General features: G+C 43.4%; 10 protein-coding genes and 2 pseudogenes. 6 read left to right on the top strand and 6 right to left on the bottom strand.

The window, feature by feature from the left end:
• Positions 1 to 36: 36 nt before the first annotated feature.
• The 6 genes and pseudogenes from E5S67_RS34635 to E5S67_RS00925 form a co-directional block, all read left to right on the top strand.
• Positions 37 to 105: pseudogene (locus tag E5S67_RS34635) on the top strand (AMP-binding protein); the annotation flags it as partial.
• Positions 106 to 629: 524 nt separating this feature from the next.
• Positions 630 to 1,664, top strand: a complete 1,035-nt coding sequence (locus E5S67_RS00945) for a methyltransferase (RefSeq protein WP_172184581.1) — start codon at positions 630 to 632, stop codon at positions 1,662 to 1,664.
• Positions 1,665 to 1,824: 160 nt separating this feature from the next.
• A pseudogene (locus tag E5S67_RS33025) lies at positions 1,825 to 5,574 on the top strand (amino acid adenylation domain-containing protein); the annotation flags it as partial.
• Positions 5,567 to 9,409 carry a type I polyketide synthase gene (locus E5S67_RS00935; protein ID WP_172184577.1) on the top strand — a complete coding sequence of 1,281 codons (3,843 nt, stop codon included), beginning with the start codon at positions 5,567 to 5,569 and terminating at the stop codon, positions 9,407 to 9,409. The pseudogene E5S67_RS33025 and the gene E5S67_RS00935, both read left to right, overlap by 8 nt.
• A 138-nt stretch (positions 9,410 to 9,547) precedes the next feature.
• Positions 9,548 to 10,120 carry an REP-associated tyrosine transposase gene (locus E5S67_RS00930; RefSeq protein WP_246276569.1) on the top strand — a complete coding sequence of 191 codons (573 nt, stop codon included), beginning with the start codon at positions 9,548 to 9,550 and terminating at the stop codon, positions 10,118 to 10,120.
• A 120-nt stretch (positions 10,121 to 10,240) separates the two neighbouring features.
• Positions 10,241 to 11,275, top strand: coding sequence for a methyltransferase (locus E5S67_RS00925; protein WP_172184573.1), 1,035 nt, complete (start codon positions 10,241 to 10,243; stop codon positions 11,273 to 11,275).
• 351 nt (positions 11,276 to 11,626) lie between these two features.
• Here the strand turns inward: E5S67_RS00925 and E5S67_RS00920 are convergent, their stop codons facing one another.
• The 6 genes from E5S67_RS00920 to E5S67_RS00895 all read right to left on the bottom strand — a co-directional run bounded on the left by E5S67_RS00920 (position 11,627) and on the right by E5S67_RS00895 (position 16,084).
• Complete coding sequence (locus E5S67_RS00920) at positions 11,627 to 12,220, bottom strand: CPBP family glutamic-type intramembrane protease (RefSeq protein ID WP_172184571.1); 594 nt, start codon at positions 12,218 to 12,220, stop codon at positions 11,627 to 11,629.
• 31 nt (positions 12,221 to 12,251) lie between these two features.
• The gene (locus tag E5S67_RS00915) at positions 12,252 to 13,442 is read right to left on the bottom strand and encodes a DUF3326 domain-containing protein (RefSeq protein WP_172184569.1); all 1,191 of its coding nucleotides are present in this window, start codon (positions 13,440 to 13,442) and stop codon (positions 12,252 to 12,254) included.
• Positions 13,439 to 13,630, bottom strand: a complete 192-nt coding sequence (locus E5S67_RS00910) for a hypothetical protein (RefSeq protein WP_172184567.1) — start codon at positions 13,628 to 13,630, stop codon at positions 13,439 to 13,441. Before E5S67_RS00910 ends, E5S67_RS00915 begins: the two co-directional genes overlap by 4 nt.
• Before the next feature lie 57 nt (positions 13,631 to 13,687).
• Positions 13,688 to 14,005: a 2Fe-2S iron-sulfur cluster-binding protein gene (locus E5S67_RS00905; protein ID WP_006631117.1), complete on the bottom strand. Its 318-nt coding sequence runs from the start codon at positions 14,003 to 14,005 to the stop codon at positions 13,688 to 13,690.
• 239 nt (positions 14,006 to 14,244) lie between these two features.
• The gene (locus E5S67_RS00900; protein ID WP_172184565.1) at positions 14,245 to 14,784 is read right to left on the bottom strand and encodes a Uma2 family endonuclease; all 540 of its coding nucleotides are present in this window, start codon (positions 14,782 to 14,784) and stop codon (positions 14,245 to 14,247) included.
• Between the two features lie 118 nt (positions 14,785 to 14,902).
• Positions 14,903 to 16,084, bottom strand: coding sequence for a YcjF family protein (locus E5S67_RS00895; protein ID WP_172184563.1), 1,182 nt, complete (start codon positions 16,082 to 16,084; stop codon positions 14,903 to 14,905).
• Positions 16,085 to 16,213: the final 129 nt, after the last annotated feature.

Below are 16,213 nucleotides of genomic sequence, written 5' to 3'. Positions count from 1 at the left end.
AACTCCCGAGTCTATAGAAGGTATCACTCGCTATAAAGTGGGGTGACACCGGATAACTTAGCTTATGTAATTTACACATCCGGTTCTACTGGTCAACCCAAGGGAGGAGCGATTTAGCATCGCAGTGCAGTCAATACGCTCCAAGACATCAACCACCGCTTACAAGAGGGAGCACCCGATCCGGATCGCTGACCCTTGCTCTTTCGGAGCTTACGCTTTTGAACCCCCAACTGCCCTTAAAACCCACCAAACTTACGCACTTACGGATTTTGGTTCATTCGTCGGAACTATCTAATGTATATTAAACTACAAATTTTTGATTGGTAAAAAAGTTTGTAGTAACTCTTGACAACTCTCTGAGTATCGTGTAATTATTCTGAGAATCGCCTTTCTTTGAAAGGTGAGAGTGTCAAAAATAAAAATCTGGAAGTTAGCTTAAATACATCAAAGCAACAAAGTTTTATGTGGAGTCTAAAACTTTGACCCATTGCTTTCATTTTTAATGTGTAAGTGCTAAAAGCTGCCAATCTACTAGATACTCTAAAAACACTGGTACTGGTTCATTAACCATTCCATTGCGATCGCACGCTTGCTCTGAATCCTGACAGATAACTTTTCGAGAAAACCAGATGGCTTTATATACAGAAAATGCCCAACCTGAAGGTGAAAGCTCATCGTCAGCGCTACTAGAAATAATCTATGGGTATAAAAGAACCCAGGCTCTTTTTGTGGCGGCTAAACTGGGAATTGCCGATATTCTGAGTAACGGCTCTCAAACTGCCGATGAACTTGCCAAAGCTACCAATGTAAATTCTCGTAGTCTTTATCACCTGATGCGTCTGCTAGTAAGCATGGGTATCTTTTCTGCGGAAAAAAACGATGAGTTTAAGTTAAATTCTATGGGTAAATACTTACTAACTGGTACTTCAGATTCTTTACGAGGTACAATTCTGGGAAATGGTGATGAAGGGTATCAGGCATGGGGTAATTTACTGTACGGTGTAAAGACAGGAGAATCCTCATTTGACAAGACTTTCAAGATGAGTGTATATAGCTACCTTAAGCAGAATTCTGAGACGGCCGTAAATTTCAATGAGTGGATGAAGGAGACGACAAGGGAGTGGATTCTGCCGCTTTTTGAAGCTTACGATTTTTCAGAAGTTATAACAATTGTAGATGTGGGAGGGAACATTGGTACATTAACAGCTTTTATTCTTAATAACAATCCCAAGATGCAAGCGATTTTGTTCGATCAAGAAGGCGTTGTTGTCGGTGCAAATCAGTTTTTGGAAGTGGCGGGAGTTAAAGATAGATGTCAAATCGTGGGAGGCAACTTTTTTGATTCGGTTCCCGGTGGTGGCGATCTTTACTTACTCTCTCGCGTTCTCCTTAATTGGGATGATTCTGATGCGATTAAAATCCTTAAAAACTGTCACCAAGCTATGACAGCTCAAGACAGGTTGATGGTTGTTGATTTTATGTTTCCTCCCGGCGAAATATCCCCACTTATTGGTGTGAACAGCCTAAATTTGCTCGCTATGTGCGGTACTATTATGCGTACAGAAGATGAATTTTATAATTTACTTTCATCATCGGGATTCAAAGTGACTAATAAAATAGAAACGAAAGGGCCAATAAGTGGGATCGAGGCGAAACGCGCTTAAAAAGCAGTTGTTCACAAGGCAAAGTGCTGCGGGTGAATTCTTATAAAGGAACGAGCCAGCATAACAGCAGATAGTTTTTGTAAAACACGAAATTAATCAAACAGGGTGCAAGCAAGTGTCAATTAAAGCTCCGATTGAAGAACTACTACGTGAAGAAACCAACCAACTGAGGTACTGGAAGCAGCAACTAGCCGATTTGCCAACACTGCAACTGCCAACTGACCGAATGCGCTCGCCAATGCAAAACTTTCGCGGTGCAAGGCAATATGTAGCGCTACCTCAAACTTTAAGTGAGGCGATCGCCTCATTAAGTCATAAAGAAGGCGTTACCATCTACATGACACTGCTGGCAGCCTTCAAAACCTTACTCTATCGCTACACGGGGCAGACAGACATTGTTGTAGGCACTGTCACCGCAGGAAGGAAACAGCCAGAGATTCAGCAGCTAATTGGGTGCTTTGTCAACACATTGGTACTGCGTACCGATCTCAAGGACAACCCGACTTTCTGGCAGTTGCTAGAAAGAGTGCGGGAAGTGACTTTAGGAGCATTTGCTTACCAAGATTTGCTTTTTGAGAAGTTGGTAGAAGCACTGTACCCAGAGCGGAATTTAGGTCAAAATCCCCTGTTTCAAGTTGCTTTTGTTTTGCAACCGCCAATGTCAGGCGTTGATTCGATGCTGAATTGGAGCCAGTTGGATCTTGATACCGAAACGGCAAAATTTGATTTAACCCTGGAATTACAGGAAAGACCAGAAGGCATAGTCGGTCATTTTGAGTACAGCAGAGATTTGTTTAATGCTGACACGATCGAGCGGATGGTAGGGCATTTTCAAACTTTACTGGAAGGAATTGTTGCTAACCCAGAGCAGAAAATTGCCGAGTTGCCCCTCTTGACTGAGTTGGAACGGCAGCAATTAGCAGCGTGGAATAATACTGAAACTGATTACCCCAAAGATGCGTGCATACATCAGTTATTTGAAGAGCAAGTAGATCTCACGCCCGATGCTATTGCATTAGTCTTTGAAGACAAGCAACTTACCTATAAAGATCTCAATCAACGAGCGAATCAGCTAGCGCACCACCTTCGGAATTTGGGTGTGGGGCCAGAGGTATTGGTAGGCATCTGTGTAGAGCGATCCTTGGAAATGATCGTGGGACTGTTGGGCATTCTCAAGGCTGGTGGAGCTTATGTGCCGCTAGACCCAGCCTATCCCCCAGAGCGTTTGGCTTTCATGTTAGAAGATGCCTCTGTACCAGTGCTGCTGACTCAGGCGCAGTTAGTGAAATCTCTTCCCAAACATCAAGGGCGTATCGTTTGTCTAGACACAGACTGGGAAGAAATTGCTTTCCACAGCGAGGAAAACCCTTCGAGCCAAGTGACTCCTGAAAATCTAGCCTACGTTATCTACACATCAGGATCTACAGGGAAACCCAAGGGAGTTACTGTTCCTCACCGAGGAGTCAACCGCTTGGTACTCAACACGAACTATATTAGTTTGCAACCAAACGATATAGTAGCTTTTGCCTCAAACTTTTCATTTGATGCCGCTACAGTTGAGATTTGGGGAGCGTTACTTAACGGGGCTAAGCTCGTTGTTATAACCAAAGATGTAGCACTTTCTCCTCATGACTTTGCGGCTCAAATCCAAGGGCAAGGTATCACTGTGTTATTCTTGACTACTGGCTTGTTCAATTTGATAGCTAGAGAAATCCCATCGGCTTTTCATTTGGTGCAACACCTTATAGTTGGAGGAGAAGCTATGGAGCCTAAATGCGTCAAAGATGTACTCAAGAAGGCTTCACCTCAGCGACTGCTTAACGGTTATGGACCTACTGAAAATACAACCTTGACCACCTGCTACTTAGTGCAGGATGTTCCAGAAGAAGCTACAACTGTTCCTATCGGTTGCCCCATCTCCAATACACAGTGTTTTCTACTAGATGCTCAAAAACAACTTGTCCCTATCGGTGTACCCGGAGAGTTATACCTTGGCGGTGATGGTTTAGCGCGGGGCTACCTCAATCGGCCTGAACTCACTGCCGAGCGCTTTATTCCCAACCCCTTTAGCAACGAATCAGGTTCTCGCCTCTATAAAACTGGTGACTTAGCCCGTTACTTACCTGACGGCAATATCGAATTTTTGGGTCGCATCGACCACCAAGTGAAAATTCGCGGCTTCCGCATCGAACTCGGCGAGATCGATGCCGTGTTGAGCCAACACACCGCTGTCCGACAAGCTATAGCAGTAAACCGCGAGGATGTACCGGGCGACAAGCGCTTGGTAGCTTATATAGTTCCTGAAGAGAAACATATCCAACCATTACATCAGCAGGAGAGCCAAGAACCAGGTAAGATCGAATTATGGCCATCAGTAGCAGAATACTTCGTCTATGACGAATTGTTATATTATGCCATGACCAATGATGAGCGTAGAAATCATAGCTACAAAGTAGCCATTAACCAGTTGGTAAAAGATCGAGTAGTTGTTGAGGTTGGTACGGGTAAAGATGCGATTTTAGCTAGGTTTTGTATAGAAGCAGGAGCCAAAAAGGTATATGCGATTGAGAGAAGTGAGGAATCTTACAGGCTGGCAAAAGCTTGCATTAAAAATCTGGGTTGGGAAAACAAGATAACTTTAATTCATGGTGATGCAACCCAGGTTAACTTGCCCGAACAGGCTGACGTATGTCTCTCAGAAATCGTCGGTGCCATTGGCGGATGCGAAGGTGCAGCAGTGATTTTAAATAGCGCCCGCAGATTTCTGAAGGAAGATGGAATCATGATTCCTCAGAGAAGCATTACCAAAATAGCTGCTGCTTATCTTCCCGATGAATTGTTAAACAATCCACAGTTTAACGATGTTTCTGGTTATTACACCGATAAAATTTTCGAGCAAGTTGGATATCCTTTCGATCTAAGATTATCTATTAAGAAATTTCCCAAATCTCATCTGCTCTCAAACAGCGATACTTTTGAAGATTTGAACTTCAATACTCACCTTAACCCAGAATACCGTATTGAAATTAATCTCAACATCACAAAAGAGTCAAGATTGGACGGCTTTTTAGTCTGGCTGAACTTACACACAATTGAAGGAGAAGTTATAGATATTATCGAGCATGAGTATTGCTGGCTACCTGTCTACTTTCCGGTATTCTATCCGGGAATTCAGGTTTCAGAAGGAGATATAATCAAAGCAGTTTGTATTGGAACTCTATGTGATAATAACCTGAACCCTGACTATAAACTTGAAGGTCGCTTGATTAGGAAAAATGGGGAATTTATTGAGTTTAAATACGAATCTTATCACCATAAAAAAGTGTTTAAACAAACCCCTTTCTATAAATTATTGTTCTCTCAAGGTGGTCGCAAAACAAGTCAAAACTATCACACTGAAGAATTACGTAAACAGTTGAGAGATTATCTTAAAGAGCGCTTACCTGACTACATGATTCCTTCGGTCTTTGTGATTGTAGATGAATTGCCGTTGACACCCAATGGCAAAGTAGATCGTAAGGCACTGCCAGCTCCCGATGCTATTAACCCACAATTGGAAACAACTTATATCGCACCCCAAACTGAAGTTGAACAATCTATTGCTACAGTTTGGCAACAGGTATTACACCTAGAGAAAGTCGGTGTCGATGATAATTTCTTCGATTTAGGCGGTCATTCATTACTGATGGCTCAAGCTCATAGTAAACTGAGAGAAGCGATCGACAGAGATGTTTCAATGATTGAGATGTTTAAATATCCAACCATCAGCTCTTTGGCAAAATATTTAAGTGAGGAACCCGAGGCAAAATCCTCTGTTGGGCAAAGTCGAGAACACATTAAAAAACAGAAAGAAGCAATCAATCGCCAAAAGCAAAAACAGCGCTTGCAAGGAAAGAATAAAAATGGATAACTCTGAGACTACCAACTCTATAGAAGGTATCGCTATCATCGGCATGGCAGGTCGTTTTCCTGGTGCTAAAAATGTGGATGATTTTTGGGAAAATCTACGTGATGGTGTAGAATCTATTTCTTTCTTCTCCGAACAAGAACTAGAATCTTTAGGTATTGACCAATCAGTGGTGCGTGACCCCCGCTATGTAAAAGCAAGAGGCGTACTAGAAGATATTGAGTTATTTGATGCTTCATTCTTTGGGTTTAATCCTAGAGAAGCTGAAATCACAGATCCACAACACCGCTTTTTCTTGGAGTCGGCTTGGCAGGCTCTAGAAAGTTCTGGCTATAACTCGGAAACTTACGAAGGTTCGATAGGGGTTTACGCAGGCGCAGGGAGTTTCAATACTTATTTTTTGAATAACCTTTATCCTAATCACCAACTTAGAGAATCGGTTGGAGATTTCCAACTTGCGATCGCCAATGAAAAAGATTTTATGTCAACTCGCGTTTCTTACAAATTAAACTTTAAAGGACCGAGTATTACTGTCCAAACAGCCTGTTCTACTTCATTGGTTGCTATTAGCATGGCTTGCCAAAGCTTGCTGAATTACCAATGCGATATGGCTTTGGCTGGTGGGGTTTCTATAGGCGTTACCCAAAAGGCAGGATATTTTTATAAAGAGGGAATGATTCTTTCACCAGACGGACACTGTAGAGCCTTTGATGCTAAGGCACAGGGAACTGTTAGCGGTAGCGGTGTGGGAATTGTGGTTTTGAAAAGATTAGAGGAGGCGATCGCGGATGGAGATTATATTCATGCGGTGATTAAAGGTTCTGCGCTCAATAATGATGGTGCTTTTAAAATTGGCTATACAGCTCCCAGTATAGATGGTCAGGCGCAGGCGATCGCAGATGCTCTGGCGCTCGCAGAAATTCCCCCTGAAACCGTCAGCTATATAGAAGCTCACGGAACCGGAACACCCCTGGGAGATCCTATCGAAATTGCGGCGCTGACGCAAGCTTTCTCACTCGAAACTAAGAAAAAAGGCTTCTGTGCGATCGGTTCTGCCAAATCCAATATCGGACATTTGGATATTGCTGCTGGTGTCACTGGCTTAATCAAAACTGTCCAAGCTCTCAAACACAAGTTAATACCGCCTAGCTTGCATTTTGAACAGCCTAATCCCAAGATTGATTTTGTAAACAGTCCTTTTTATGTCAATACTAAGCTTTCCGAATGGAAAGCAGGTAAAACTCCCCGTCGTGCTGGAGTTAGTTCTTTTGGCATCGGTGGAACTAATGCTCATGTGGTACTAGAAGAAGCGCCTACTGTCGAAAAATCTGGAGAATCTAGACCATCACAACTGTTGGTTTTATCGGCAAAAACTAGCTCTGCACTTGATACTGCAACGGTAAATTTGAGCGAACATTTAAAGCAACATCCAGATGAAAATCTTGCTGATGTTGCTTATACGCTTCAAGTTGGTAGAAGAGCTTTCAGCCATAGACGCATAGTAGTTTGTAATGACATTGAAGAGGGTATTACTACCCTCGACACTCTCGATGCAAAACGAGTTTTTACTAGCTTCCAAGAGTCTAAAGATCGACCTGTCGTATTTATGTTTTCAGGACAGGGTTCGCAGTACATCAATATGAGCTTGGAACTCTACCAAGTTGAACCAACATTTCGCGAACAAATCGAGCTATGTTCGGAAATTCTTAAACCTCACTTGGAAATTGATCTGCGCGACGTACTTTATCCAAGTGAATCACAAGCAGAAGCAGCTACAAACCAACTAAAACAGACTGCGATTACACAACCAGCACTGTTTGCGATCGAGTACGCTTTAGCTAAATTGTGGATGTCTTGGGGAGTGCATCCCAAAGCGATGATTGGTCATAGCATTGGTGAATATGTAGCTGCTTGTTTGGCGGGTGTTTTTTCCTTGGAAGATGGCTTGTCCTTGGTAGCTGCACGAGGTAAATTAATGCAACAACTGCCGAGTGGTTCCATGCTTGCAGTTCCACTTCCAGAACAGCAAGTGCAAGCATTTTTGGGCAATAAACTCGATTTAGCTGTGATTAATGGAGCATCTATGAGCGTGGTTTCAGGTGCTAGTGATGCCGTAGATGAATTGGCACAAGAACTACTCGCAAAAGGTGTAGAGTGTCGCCGATTGCACACTTCTCATGCCTTCCATTCACAGATGATGGAGCCAATTTTAGAACCATTCACCCAACAGGTGAAAAAAGTTAAGCTGAACTCGCCTAAAATCCCCTACATCTCCAATGTAACGGGTAATTGGATTACAGCAACTGAGGCAACAAATCCGAATTATTATGCTCAACATCTGCGCCAAACAGTACGATTTGCAGATGGGTTACAACAGCTATTAAAAGACCAGAATCAAATATTGCTAGAAGTGGGGCCCGGACGGACGTTGAACACGCTTGCAAAACAGCATCCTCATAAGGTGGCTGAGCAGATTGTACTTTCTTCATTGCGCCATCCACAAGACCAAAATTCAGATTTAGCTTTCTTACTTACTACATTGGGTAAACTCTGGTTAGGAGGAGTACAAATAGATTGGTCTAAATTTTATGCTGATGAGCAGCGTTATCGTCTCCCATTGCCGACCTATCCGTTTGAGCGCCAACGTTATTGGATTGAAGCACCAGGAATCGAGCAACCGATTAAAATTGCATCTTTACCAGATGAAAATTCCCAAACAGTCGATTCAACACCACACCACTCTAGACCGAATTTAGACAATACCTATATTGCTCCTAGAGAAGAAATTGAGCAAACTATTGCTAGTATCTGGCAAGAATTTCTCGGTATCGAGCAAGTTGGGATTCATGATGATTTTTTTGATTTAGGCGGAGACTCCTTATTAGCCGTTCAACTAATAACTAAATTAAACGAAACACTGCAAAAATCCTTGTCTCCCCATAGCCTATTGCAATCATCGACTGTTGCAGCTTTGGCTGCATTAATTAAAGACAATTCCGACTTATCTGATAATACTAACCAGCCACTCCAGCCAGCTTCTGAATCTTTGTTAGTAGAAATTCAGCGCGGTAGTTTTAAACAACCTTTGTTCTTAGTTCATCCGGTAGGCGGTCACGTTTACATTTATCGGGATTTAGCACGTTATCTAGGTTCTGATCGGCCTGTATTTGGAATACAAGCGCACGTCTCAGATGGGGAAACTGAGTCCTTTACTAAAGTTGAGGAAATGGCTGCTCGCTATATTGAAGCAGTGCGAGTTCAACAACCTGAAGGTCCCTATTTTTTGGGTGGTTCTTCCTTTGGAGGCACTGTTGCTTTTGAGATGGCACAGCAACTCCATGCCCAAGGTGAAAAGATAGCACTGCTAACTTTAATAGATACTCCTGGTCCAGGCCAAATGCCAGTTTTAGAAACTGAAGATGATACAGCAATTTTGCTGTATTTACTAGGCGTTGGTTTCAATCTGTCTCTTTCTATGGATGTCCTTCAAAAACTTGCTCCAGATGAGCAACTTCTCTACTTTTTGGAGCAGGTAAAGATCGCTAATAGGGTAGTGCCTCCCGATTTTGGTTTACCTCAGATTCGCCAGTTTCTTCATCTTTTTAAAGTACACGCCCAATCGATGCTAAATTACATCCCTCAAACTTATGGAGGTCGAATTATATTTTTCCGTGCTACCGAACAAAATGAAGTTAATGCCAAAAATCCAGAATTACCTTGGATTGAGGTTGCTACTGGAGGAGTAGAGGTTCGAGAAGTGCCGGGAAATCATATTACTATGAATTATCCCCCTCATGTTCAGGTTATGGCTGAACAACTTAGAGTATATCTTGATTAGGTAAGTAGTTGGGCTTCAGCCCTCTTATGGCTGAAGCCCAATTACGTATTTTTTAAAGAGGGCTTCAGCCCTATTACTTACTTTTTAAAGAGGGCTAAAGCCCAACTACTTACCTTTATGTATGAATATCGTAAATTATTGACACTAGAAGGACGGGTGCAACTTGTCAATCAAAGGTTGGCTAAGGGATATCCTGCTCATTCTCCACCTCATCCAGTGCAAGATTCTGAATTTTACCATCTTACAGTTAGTTGTTTTGAGCATAAATCTCGCATTAATACTCAGGAACGCCGTCAGCAACTTTTAGATATAATTTTTGATACTTTTATTTCAAATGGTATAGAAATTAATGCTTGGGGAGTTTTACCAAATCATTATCATCTCTTAGTGCATCATATTAATATGTCACACTTAAGTGTACTCTTTCGTTCCATTCACGGCCCGTTAGCTCGACAATGGAATCTTGAGGAGAATCTTACAGGTAAAATGTGGCATTCGTTTAGCGATCGCGCTATTCGTTCGGAAAGACATTATTATACCACCATTAATTATATCCATTACAATCCTGTCAAACATGGCTGGGCAAAATCTCCTTATGATTGGTCAGCAAGTAGCGTACATTGGTATTTAGAGTATCATGGAAGAGAGTGGCTAAGAAGTGCATGGGTAGAATATCCGGTAAGAGATTATGGAAAAGGATGGGATGATTAAGGTACTTACCGCTTGGGCGCATTAAGAGGGCTGAAGCCCAACTACGTACTTTTTAAGAGGGTTGAAGCCCAACTACTTACCTCTGCAATTTTTAAATAGATGATTTTTTAAGGAGAACTTATGACTTTATATACAGAGAATGCACAACCAGAAGGCGAAAAGTCATCGTCATTGCTACTAGAAATGATGTATGGGTTTAAAATATCCCAGGCTCTTTTTGTAGCGGCAAAACTAGAAATTGCAGATATTCTGGGTGAGGGTTCTAAGACCACTGATGAACTTGCGAAAGCTGCTGGTGTAAATTCTCAGGGTATTTATCACCTGATGCGTATGCTAGTAAGCGTTGGTGTATTTTCTCTCGAAGATAATGACAAGTTTAAATTAAATTCTCTGGGAAAACATCTCCTAACGGGTACTTCTGATTCTTTACGAGGTACGGTTTTGGGAATGGGTGACGAACTCTATCAGGGATGGGGGAATTTACTCTACGGTATAAAGACTGGAGAAACTCCATTTGAACATACTTTTAAGACTAATTTTTATAGCTATTTGAAGCAGAATTCTGATGCGGCAGTAAATTTTAATGAGTGGATGAAGGAGACAACAAGGGAGTGGCTGCTTCCGGTGCTTGAAGCTTATGATTTTTCTGACGTTAAGACACTTGTGGATGTTGGAGGGGGAATTGGAACTCTAACGGCTGTGATTCTGAATGCGAATCCCAAGCTACAAGCTATTTTGTTCGATCGCGAAGATGTTGTTGTCGATGCAAATCCGGTTTTGGAAGTGGCTGGAGTTGCAGATAGGTGTCAAATAGTTGGAGGCAGCTTTTTTGATGCGGTTCCCCCTACTGGCGATCTTTACTTACTCTCTCGTGTCCTCCTCAATTGGGAAGATGATCATGCTATTACAATTCTTAAAAATTGCTATCAAGCTATGACAGCTAAAGATCGGCTGATGATTGTTGATTTTATGTTGCCTGAAGGCAAAATGTCGCCATTTATTGGCATGGGTAGCTTAACTTTGTTCATTCTGGGGGGTACTTTCATGCGGACAAAGGATGAATTTTATCATTTACTTTCCTCCGCAGGGTTTAAAGTGACTAATATGATAGAAACAAAAGGGCCAGTAAGTGTGATCGAGGCGAAACCTGCTTGACACTCCCAGGTCTAAAAACACCGGGATTATTCTGGTGTAGGATTCCTATTGCTCAATTAATCTCCATCCTCCCTCTTATAGGAATTATGAAAAATTATGCAAAAATAACAAAAGTAGGTTGGGTTGCACTTCGTTCCACCCAACCTCATGACTGTAGGAAGATTTTTCATAATTCCTATTATCGGGAGTTGAACAAATTGTGAGTCCAAACAGAGCATCGAACTTGCTATGTGTCAGGCAAATACCTCACCATTGATGTTGCAGCCAAGCGAAAAAACGATCGGACTTTGGCTGTGCGATCGCCTTGTTAGCGATTTCAATCGCCCGGTTTATGGTCGATATCCATTTATCCTACCGCTTCACCGCATGATTTTCCCACTTCCAAACACAGCTAGAAATCAAATTCGTGCAGATATGAGCCGTAATTGGCACTAACAAATTCCCAGTAGCTAAAACGCTGTAACCCAACAGCAATCCGACAGCCGTTGCCCAAACAGCATAAGGCCACTGATCCATGCCTCCCAAGTGCAGAATGCCGAAACAAAAACTCGATAAAACTAAACTGGTAACATTCAATCCCAAAGCAGACAGCATCACCCCTCGAAATAGCAATTCTTCGCTAAGTCCCGGCAGCAGTCCCAGCCAAATTAAATCAGGCCAAAACAAAGGTTTGAGCACTACTTCCAAGTACACATCCGCACTCCGGCGATAACCGGGCCAGAGGTGATAAACGATCGCACTGCCGCCTGTAATTGCCAGTCCGAGCGCACATCCTTTGAGCAAGTCCATTCCTATCAATTTGACTGGCAAAAGCGATACCGATCCAAATAGCAACCACAATTTAGCTACCGCCAGCAACATAATTGCTGTCACGCCCATTGCTACTAAAACTTGGGTGCGCGTCAAGGGTTCAATTTCAGGATTTCCGGGAAGTTTTTCTGCCACTTAATCACTTTTAGATTTGAGGTTTGAGATTTTAAATTTGTTTTGTTGAGTCAGACAAACAAGGCAGGGAGGAGATGTCTGCACCCAAGGAAGCTGGACTGATGCCGGCTCGCAAAGCGACCAAAACTCCGATCGCCTCTAAATATGAGTTTACCTGCAAAGCTTTGATTCCGAGTTTTTCTGGAGTCGCCTGCATCTGGGTTTTGTTGTCGCCCACAGCGATGATTTGTACGCACGATCGCCCGCTCAAACTCAGAATAGCACTGCCGCCGCAGGCTGTGGCGGGTATCACCACCGCATCGACTCGATCGGCCCACAAATCCTGGGACTCGAAATCTCGCCTGTTTGCATAGAATGTCTCTCTTGTGGGGCGGGCAAGATGCCCGCCCAATACCTGCGTGCGGGCATCTTGCCCGCCCAATACCTGCGACAGGCAAGATGCCTGTCCCACACTAGGAGTGACAAATTGGGGAGCTTTGCTGAGGCCGGCAAGGACGCAAGGTAGGAAAGTATAGCCGATTTCCTCAGCAGCCGATCGCGGGGACAGGTGCGGATCGAGGGGAAGCGCAGACAACGCGGGGGCGTGGGCGCAGGGGATTTTAAACGTCCTGACGATGAGGTGGCTGATGACAGCTTCCGCGCCGGCGAGGGGGTCAACTCCTTTGCCGCGGCGGTAGTTTTCGAGGGCGAGGCTGCCTTCATCGTCGGGAAATCTGGCTACAACTGCGATCGCCTCTACTCTTGCTTGTTCGATCAATTTTTCTGCAGCGCGCAATAAACTGTCTGGATTGCCGATAGTCCCCCAGGATGCCCCTGATTCGGAAATACGCAATTCTACTTGCAGGGGGCTATCGGTTAAAACACAATCCGTTATATTCAAACCTAATGTGGCTCTAGCAGCATCAACGGCTTGCAAGTGCCGCAACTGCAAGTCTGGTTCAATGCCGGCATCTAGGATTAAGCCGATGCGATTTTGATGTACCTGTTGTAAGCCCCAGCATCCTGCCGCAAATTTGTCAAGGGCGTAACCTTCAACGTAGAGAGCGTTAGGTATCGGCCAATAAAGTTGAGCGCCGTTGAGGACGTTGGGGTGAGTGATCAGGGTGTCTGAAATTTGGGCGATCGCCCTAGCAACGGGCAGCGCATCTCCTGCAAACCCACCAATCGAGGCTCCAACGCCTGTGGGGACTATCAAAACCACTGTTAAAGGGCGCCGGTTCACACTGTTACGGGGGATGCTTCCACGAGCACGTAGCCTTCTACCACAGCCTTTTGCCGATCGACATCCACGTCTGTGACTGCCCACCGCAGGGGTTCCCCGTGCTTTTGCAGTTCAATTTCAATAGCCGAGTGCAATTCTTCGGCGGTATCGTGGAGGTCAACTTCTGCGGAAATGAAATGGGTAGTCATCGGGCGATCCATAGTGGTTTTACGGAGATCGGTACTTAGGTAAATTTTAGCTTAGTCCTAGGATTTACCGAACTGGCGATCGTACACAATGTCTTCTTTTTCGGTTTCTATCTTCAAGTTCGATCGGGGATAAGCAATGCATAGCAACACATAACCTTCTGCCTGAAGTTCGGGACTAACGCCCATGCAATCAACTTGCTCAACTTCACCCTCAATAACTTTAGCGGCGCAAGTAGTACAAACCCCCGCATTGCAAGAGTTCGGCAGATCGATTCCCGCAGCATTGGCCGCCTGCAGAATTTGTTTATCTTCCGGCACTTCAACCGTATAGGTAGAGCCTTGGTGGATCAATTCAACAGTGTAAGTCTTAGACATATTTCAATTATTCGTTTTAATTCCCAATTGGAATTTACGCTAGATTTGCAAACAAAGCAATGAGTATTTTACCGCTGTTGGTGATTTTGTGCAAATTTACAACTGCACTTTTTATTGCTAAAATTTTTTATTAATTGCCTGGGGCGATCGGCATTTTGTCAAGGACTGTTTCACAAATTATCACGAGGATCGCGGGCGAACTCTGCCAGAAAGCACTTATACGTAACTAATTTTTGCCTTCAAGCCAACAACTCCTCAACAGCAACACTAAAACCCGTCAGCACTAACTGAGTGCTGACGGTAGAACCCTGGTTAAAGCTTAACTTTTGAGTTTGAGTCACGATCAATATCCAGCGACTTTCTGGAAAAACTATCCAAACTTCCAGACAACCCGAATCTAAATACTCTTGTGCTTTAAGAAAAATCTCTTCCGCACTATCAATAGGAGAAACTATTTCAGCAATTAACGGCGGACTTTGAGGCAAAGTAGAAACATCGCCAAATTGAGCCACAAGTTCAGGAGTCAGATAAGCTACATCAGCACGGCGCACTCGCCTGTCAGTATGACAAGGAACTTCGACATACACTTCGCCGCCTTGTCCGCTAGAATCTTTGTAATTTCCCCAAGAACGATCTAGTCTAGATTGGATTCGACTGTGTTTTACTGTCATGCCATTTTTCTCCGCGATTTGCCCGTCCACCCATTCCATGCACTCGGGGGGATTAGCCATAAAGTCTTCTAGAGAAACATTTTCTGATAAAACCGCTGCCATTACCATAGCTATTTACTTCCTTATGCAGAATTCACTGATATTGTAGCAATCAATTGGTAATGGGGAATTGGGAATTGGAACTAACAAATAACCTATGCCCTATGCCCTATGCCCCATGCCCAATTTACTCAATATTAATTTGATTGGGAGGTTTAGGTTGATTCTGTTGCTCATCCTTCAAAGTTTTACGCCCAGAACTAGCATAATCTTTGTACATTTCCACAAACATCTTGGTTAACTGCTGCAAAGAAAGTTCTTCCCCATTAATTTGAGCTTTCATATAAGCTTTAAGCACTTCAATGTAAGCCAAACCGAGGGCAAGCGTGAGAGCTGCTGCCGTTGCACCGGAGATAGCACCGCCGACAACAGTACCAGCACCAGGAATCATTTTAATCAAATTAGTCACAATACTTCTGCCAACAGCAGTCACCCCGCCTGTGCCGCTAATAGCAGACAGCATCGCCGAAATAAAGCCCTTATCAAAGGGCATCCCAAAAATTACAGTAATATTAGCAATCATTGCCGTTTGCATCGTCATCAAAATCGGCGCATCAGCAAACGGTACAGGAGTCGCACCGACAATGGCAGAACCTGCAACATAAGCACTTAGATACTTAAATGCCATATCGGATTTGAGCGCAATATTGGCAATTTGTTCTTTAACAAAAGCTTTTTTAGCTACTTCGGGCAGCAGTTGAAAAGTTGCATCGACCAACTTATCTAAACCGTGAGATTTTACTGTATAATCCTCATCAATTTCTTCCGGTTCAGCCATGACGGGGATAATTTGACTGACTGGCAAATTCATGTGTTCCAGTTGCTTGAAAAACTCGCTCGGCTTTTTAGATGTCGTCTGAGTCAGCACTAAAATCACTGGTACATCTTTAACTTCCATTTCTTTTAGCCAGTTTTCCTCGACAGATTCTATTCTATTGGCGTTGTGATTGATGCAGTACCAAATGACGTGAATGTGTTCTTTAGGGTGCAGGAGTCTTTGGTCTTCAATCAGTTTAGCAACGTTTAATTGAATAACTTTAATTTGTTCGGCGTTGAGTTCGAGTCCGGGAGTATCGTAGACTGTAATTGGGCAATTCGGTTTTGTATATTGGCGAATGCCTTGAGTGATGGGGCGGCCGACTCCGGTTTCTGCTAAGCGTTGGCGAAAAACGGAATTGATCAGGGTACTTTTGCCGACTCCGGTTTTGCCGATGACTAAAACATTGCACTGTCCCACTTGATTTTCTGCATCTTTGAAGGCGTAGTAACTTCTATTTAAAAGCTCGTCTAAGGAAAAGTCGTCTGACATGGCGGTTTGCTCCGATAATCGTGGGATATTAATTAAATACCACCGAATAGAATTCTGATGCTCTACAAACGAAGTCCGCGAAGGCGGACTGGGGGAGTCTTAAGAATATTGTAGCAATTTGATTTAAGA

It is taken from the genome of Microcoleus asticus IPMA8 (assembly GCF_013179805.1).
Taxonomy (GTDB): Bacteria; Cyanobacteriota; Cyanobacteriia; order Cyanobacteriales; family Microcoleaceae; genus Microcoleus; species Microcoleus asticus.
This window is presented reverse-complemented; position numbering and strand designations above follow the sequence as displayed.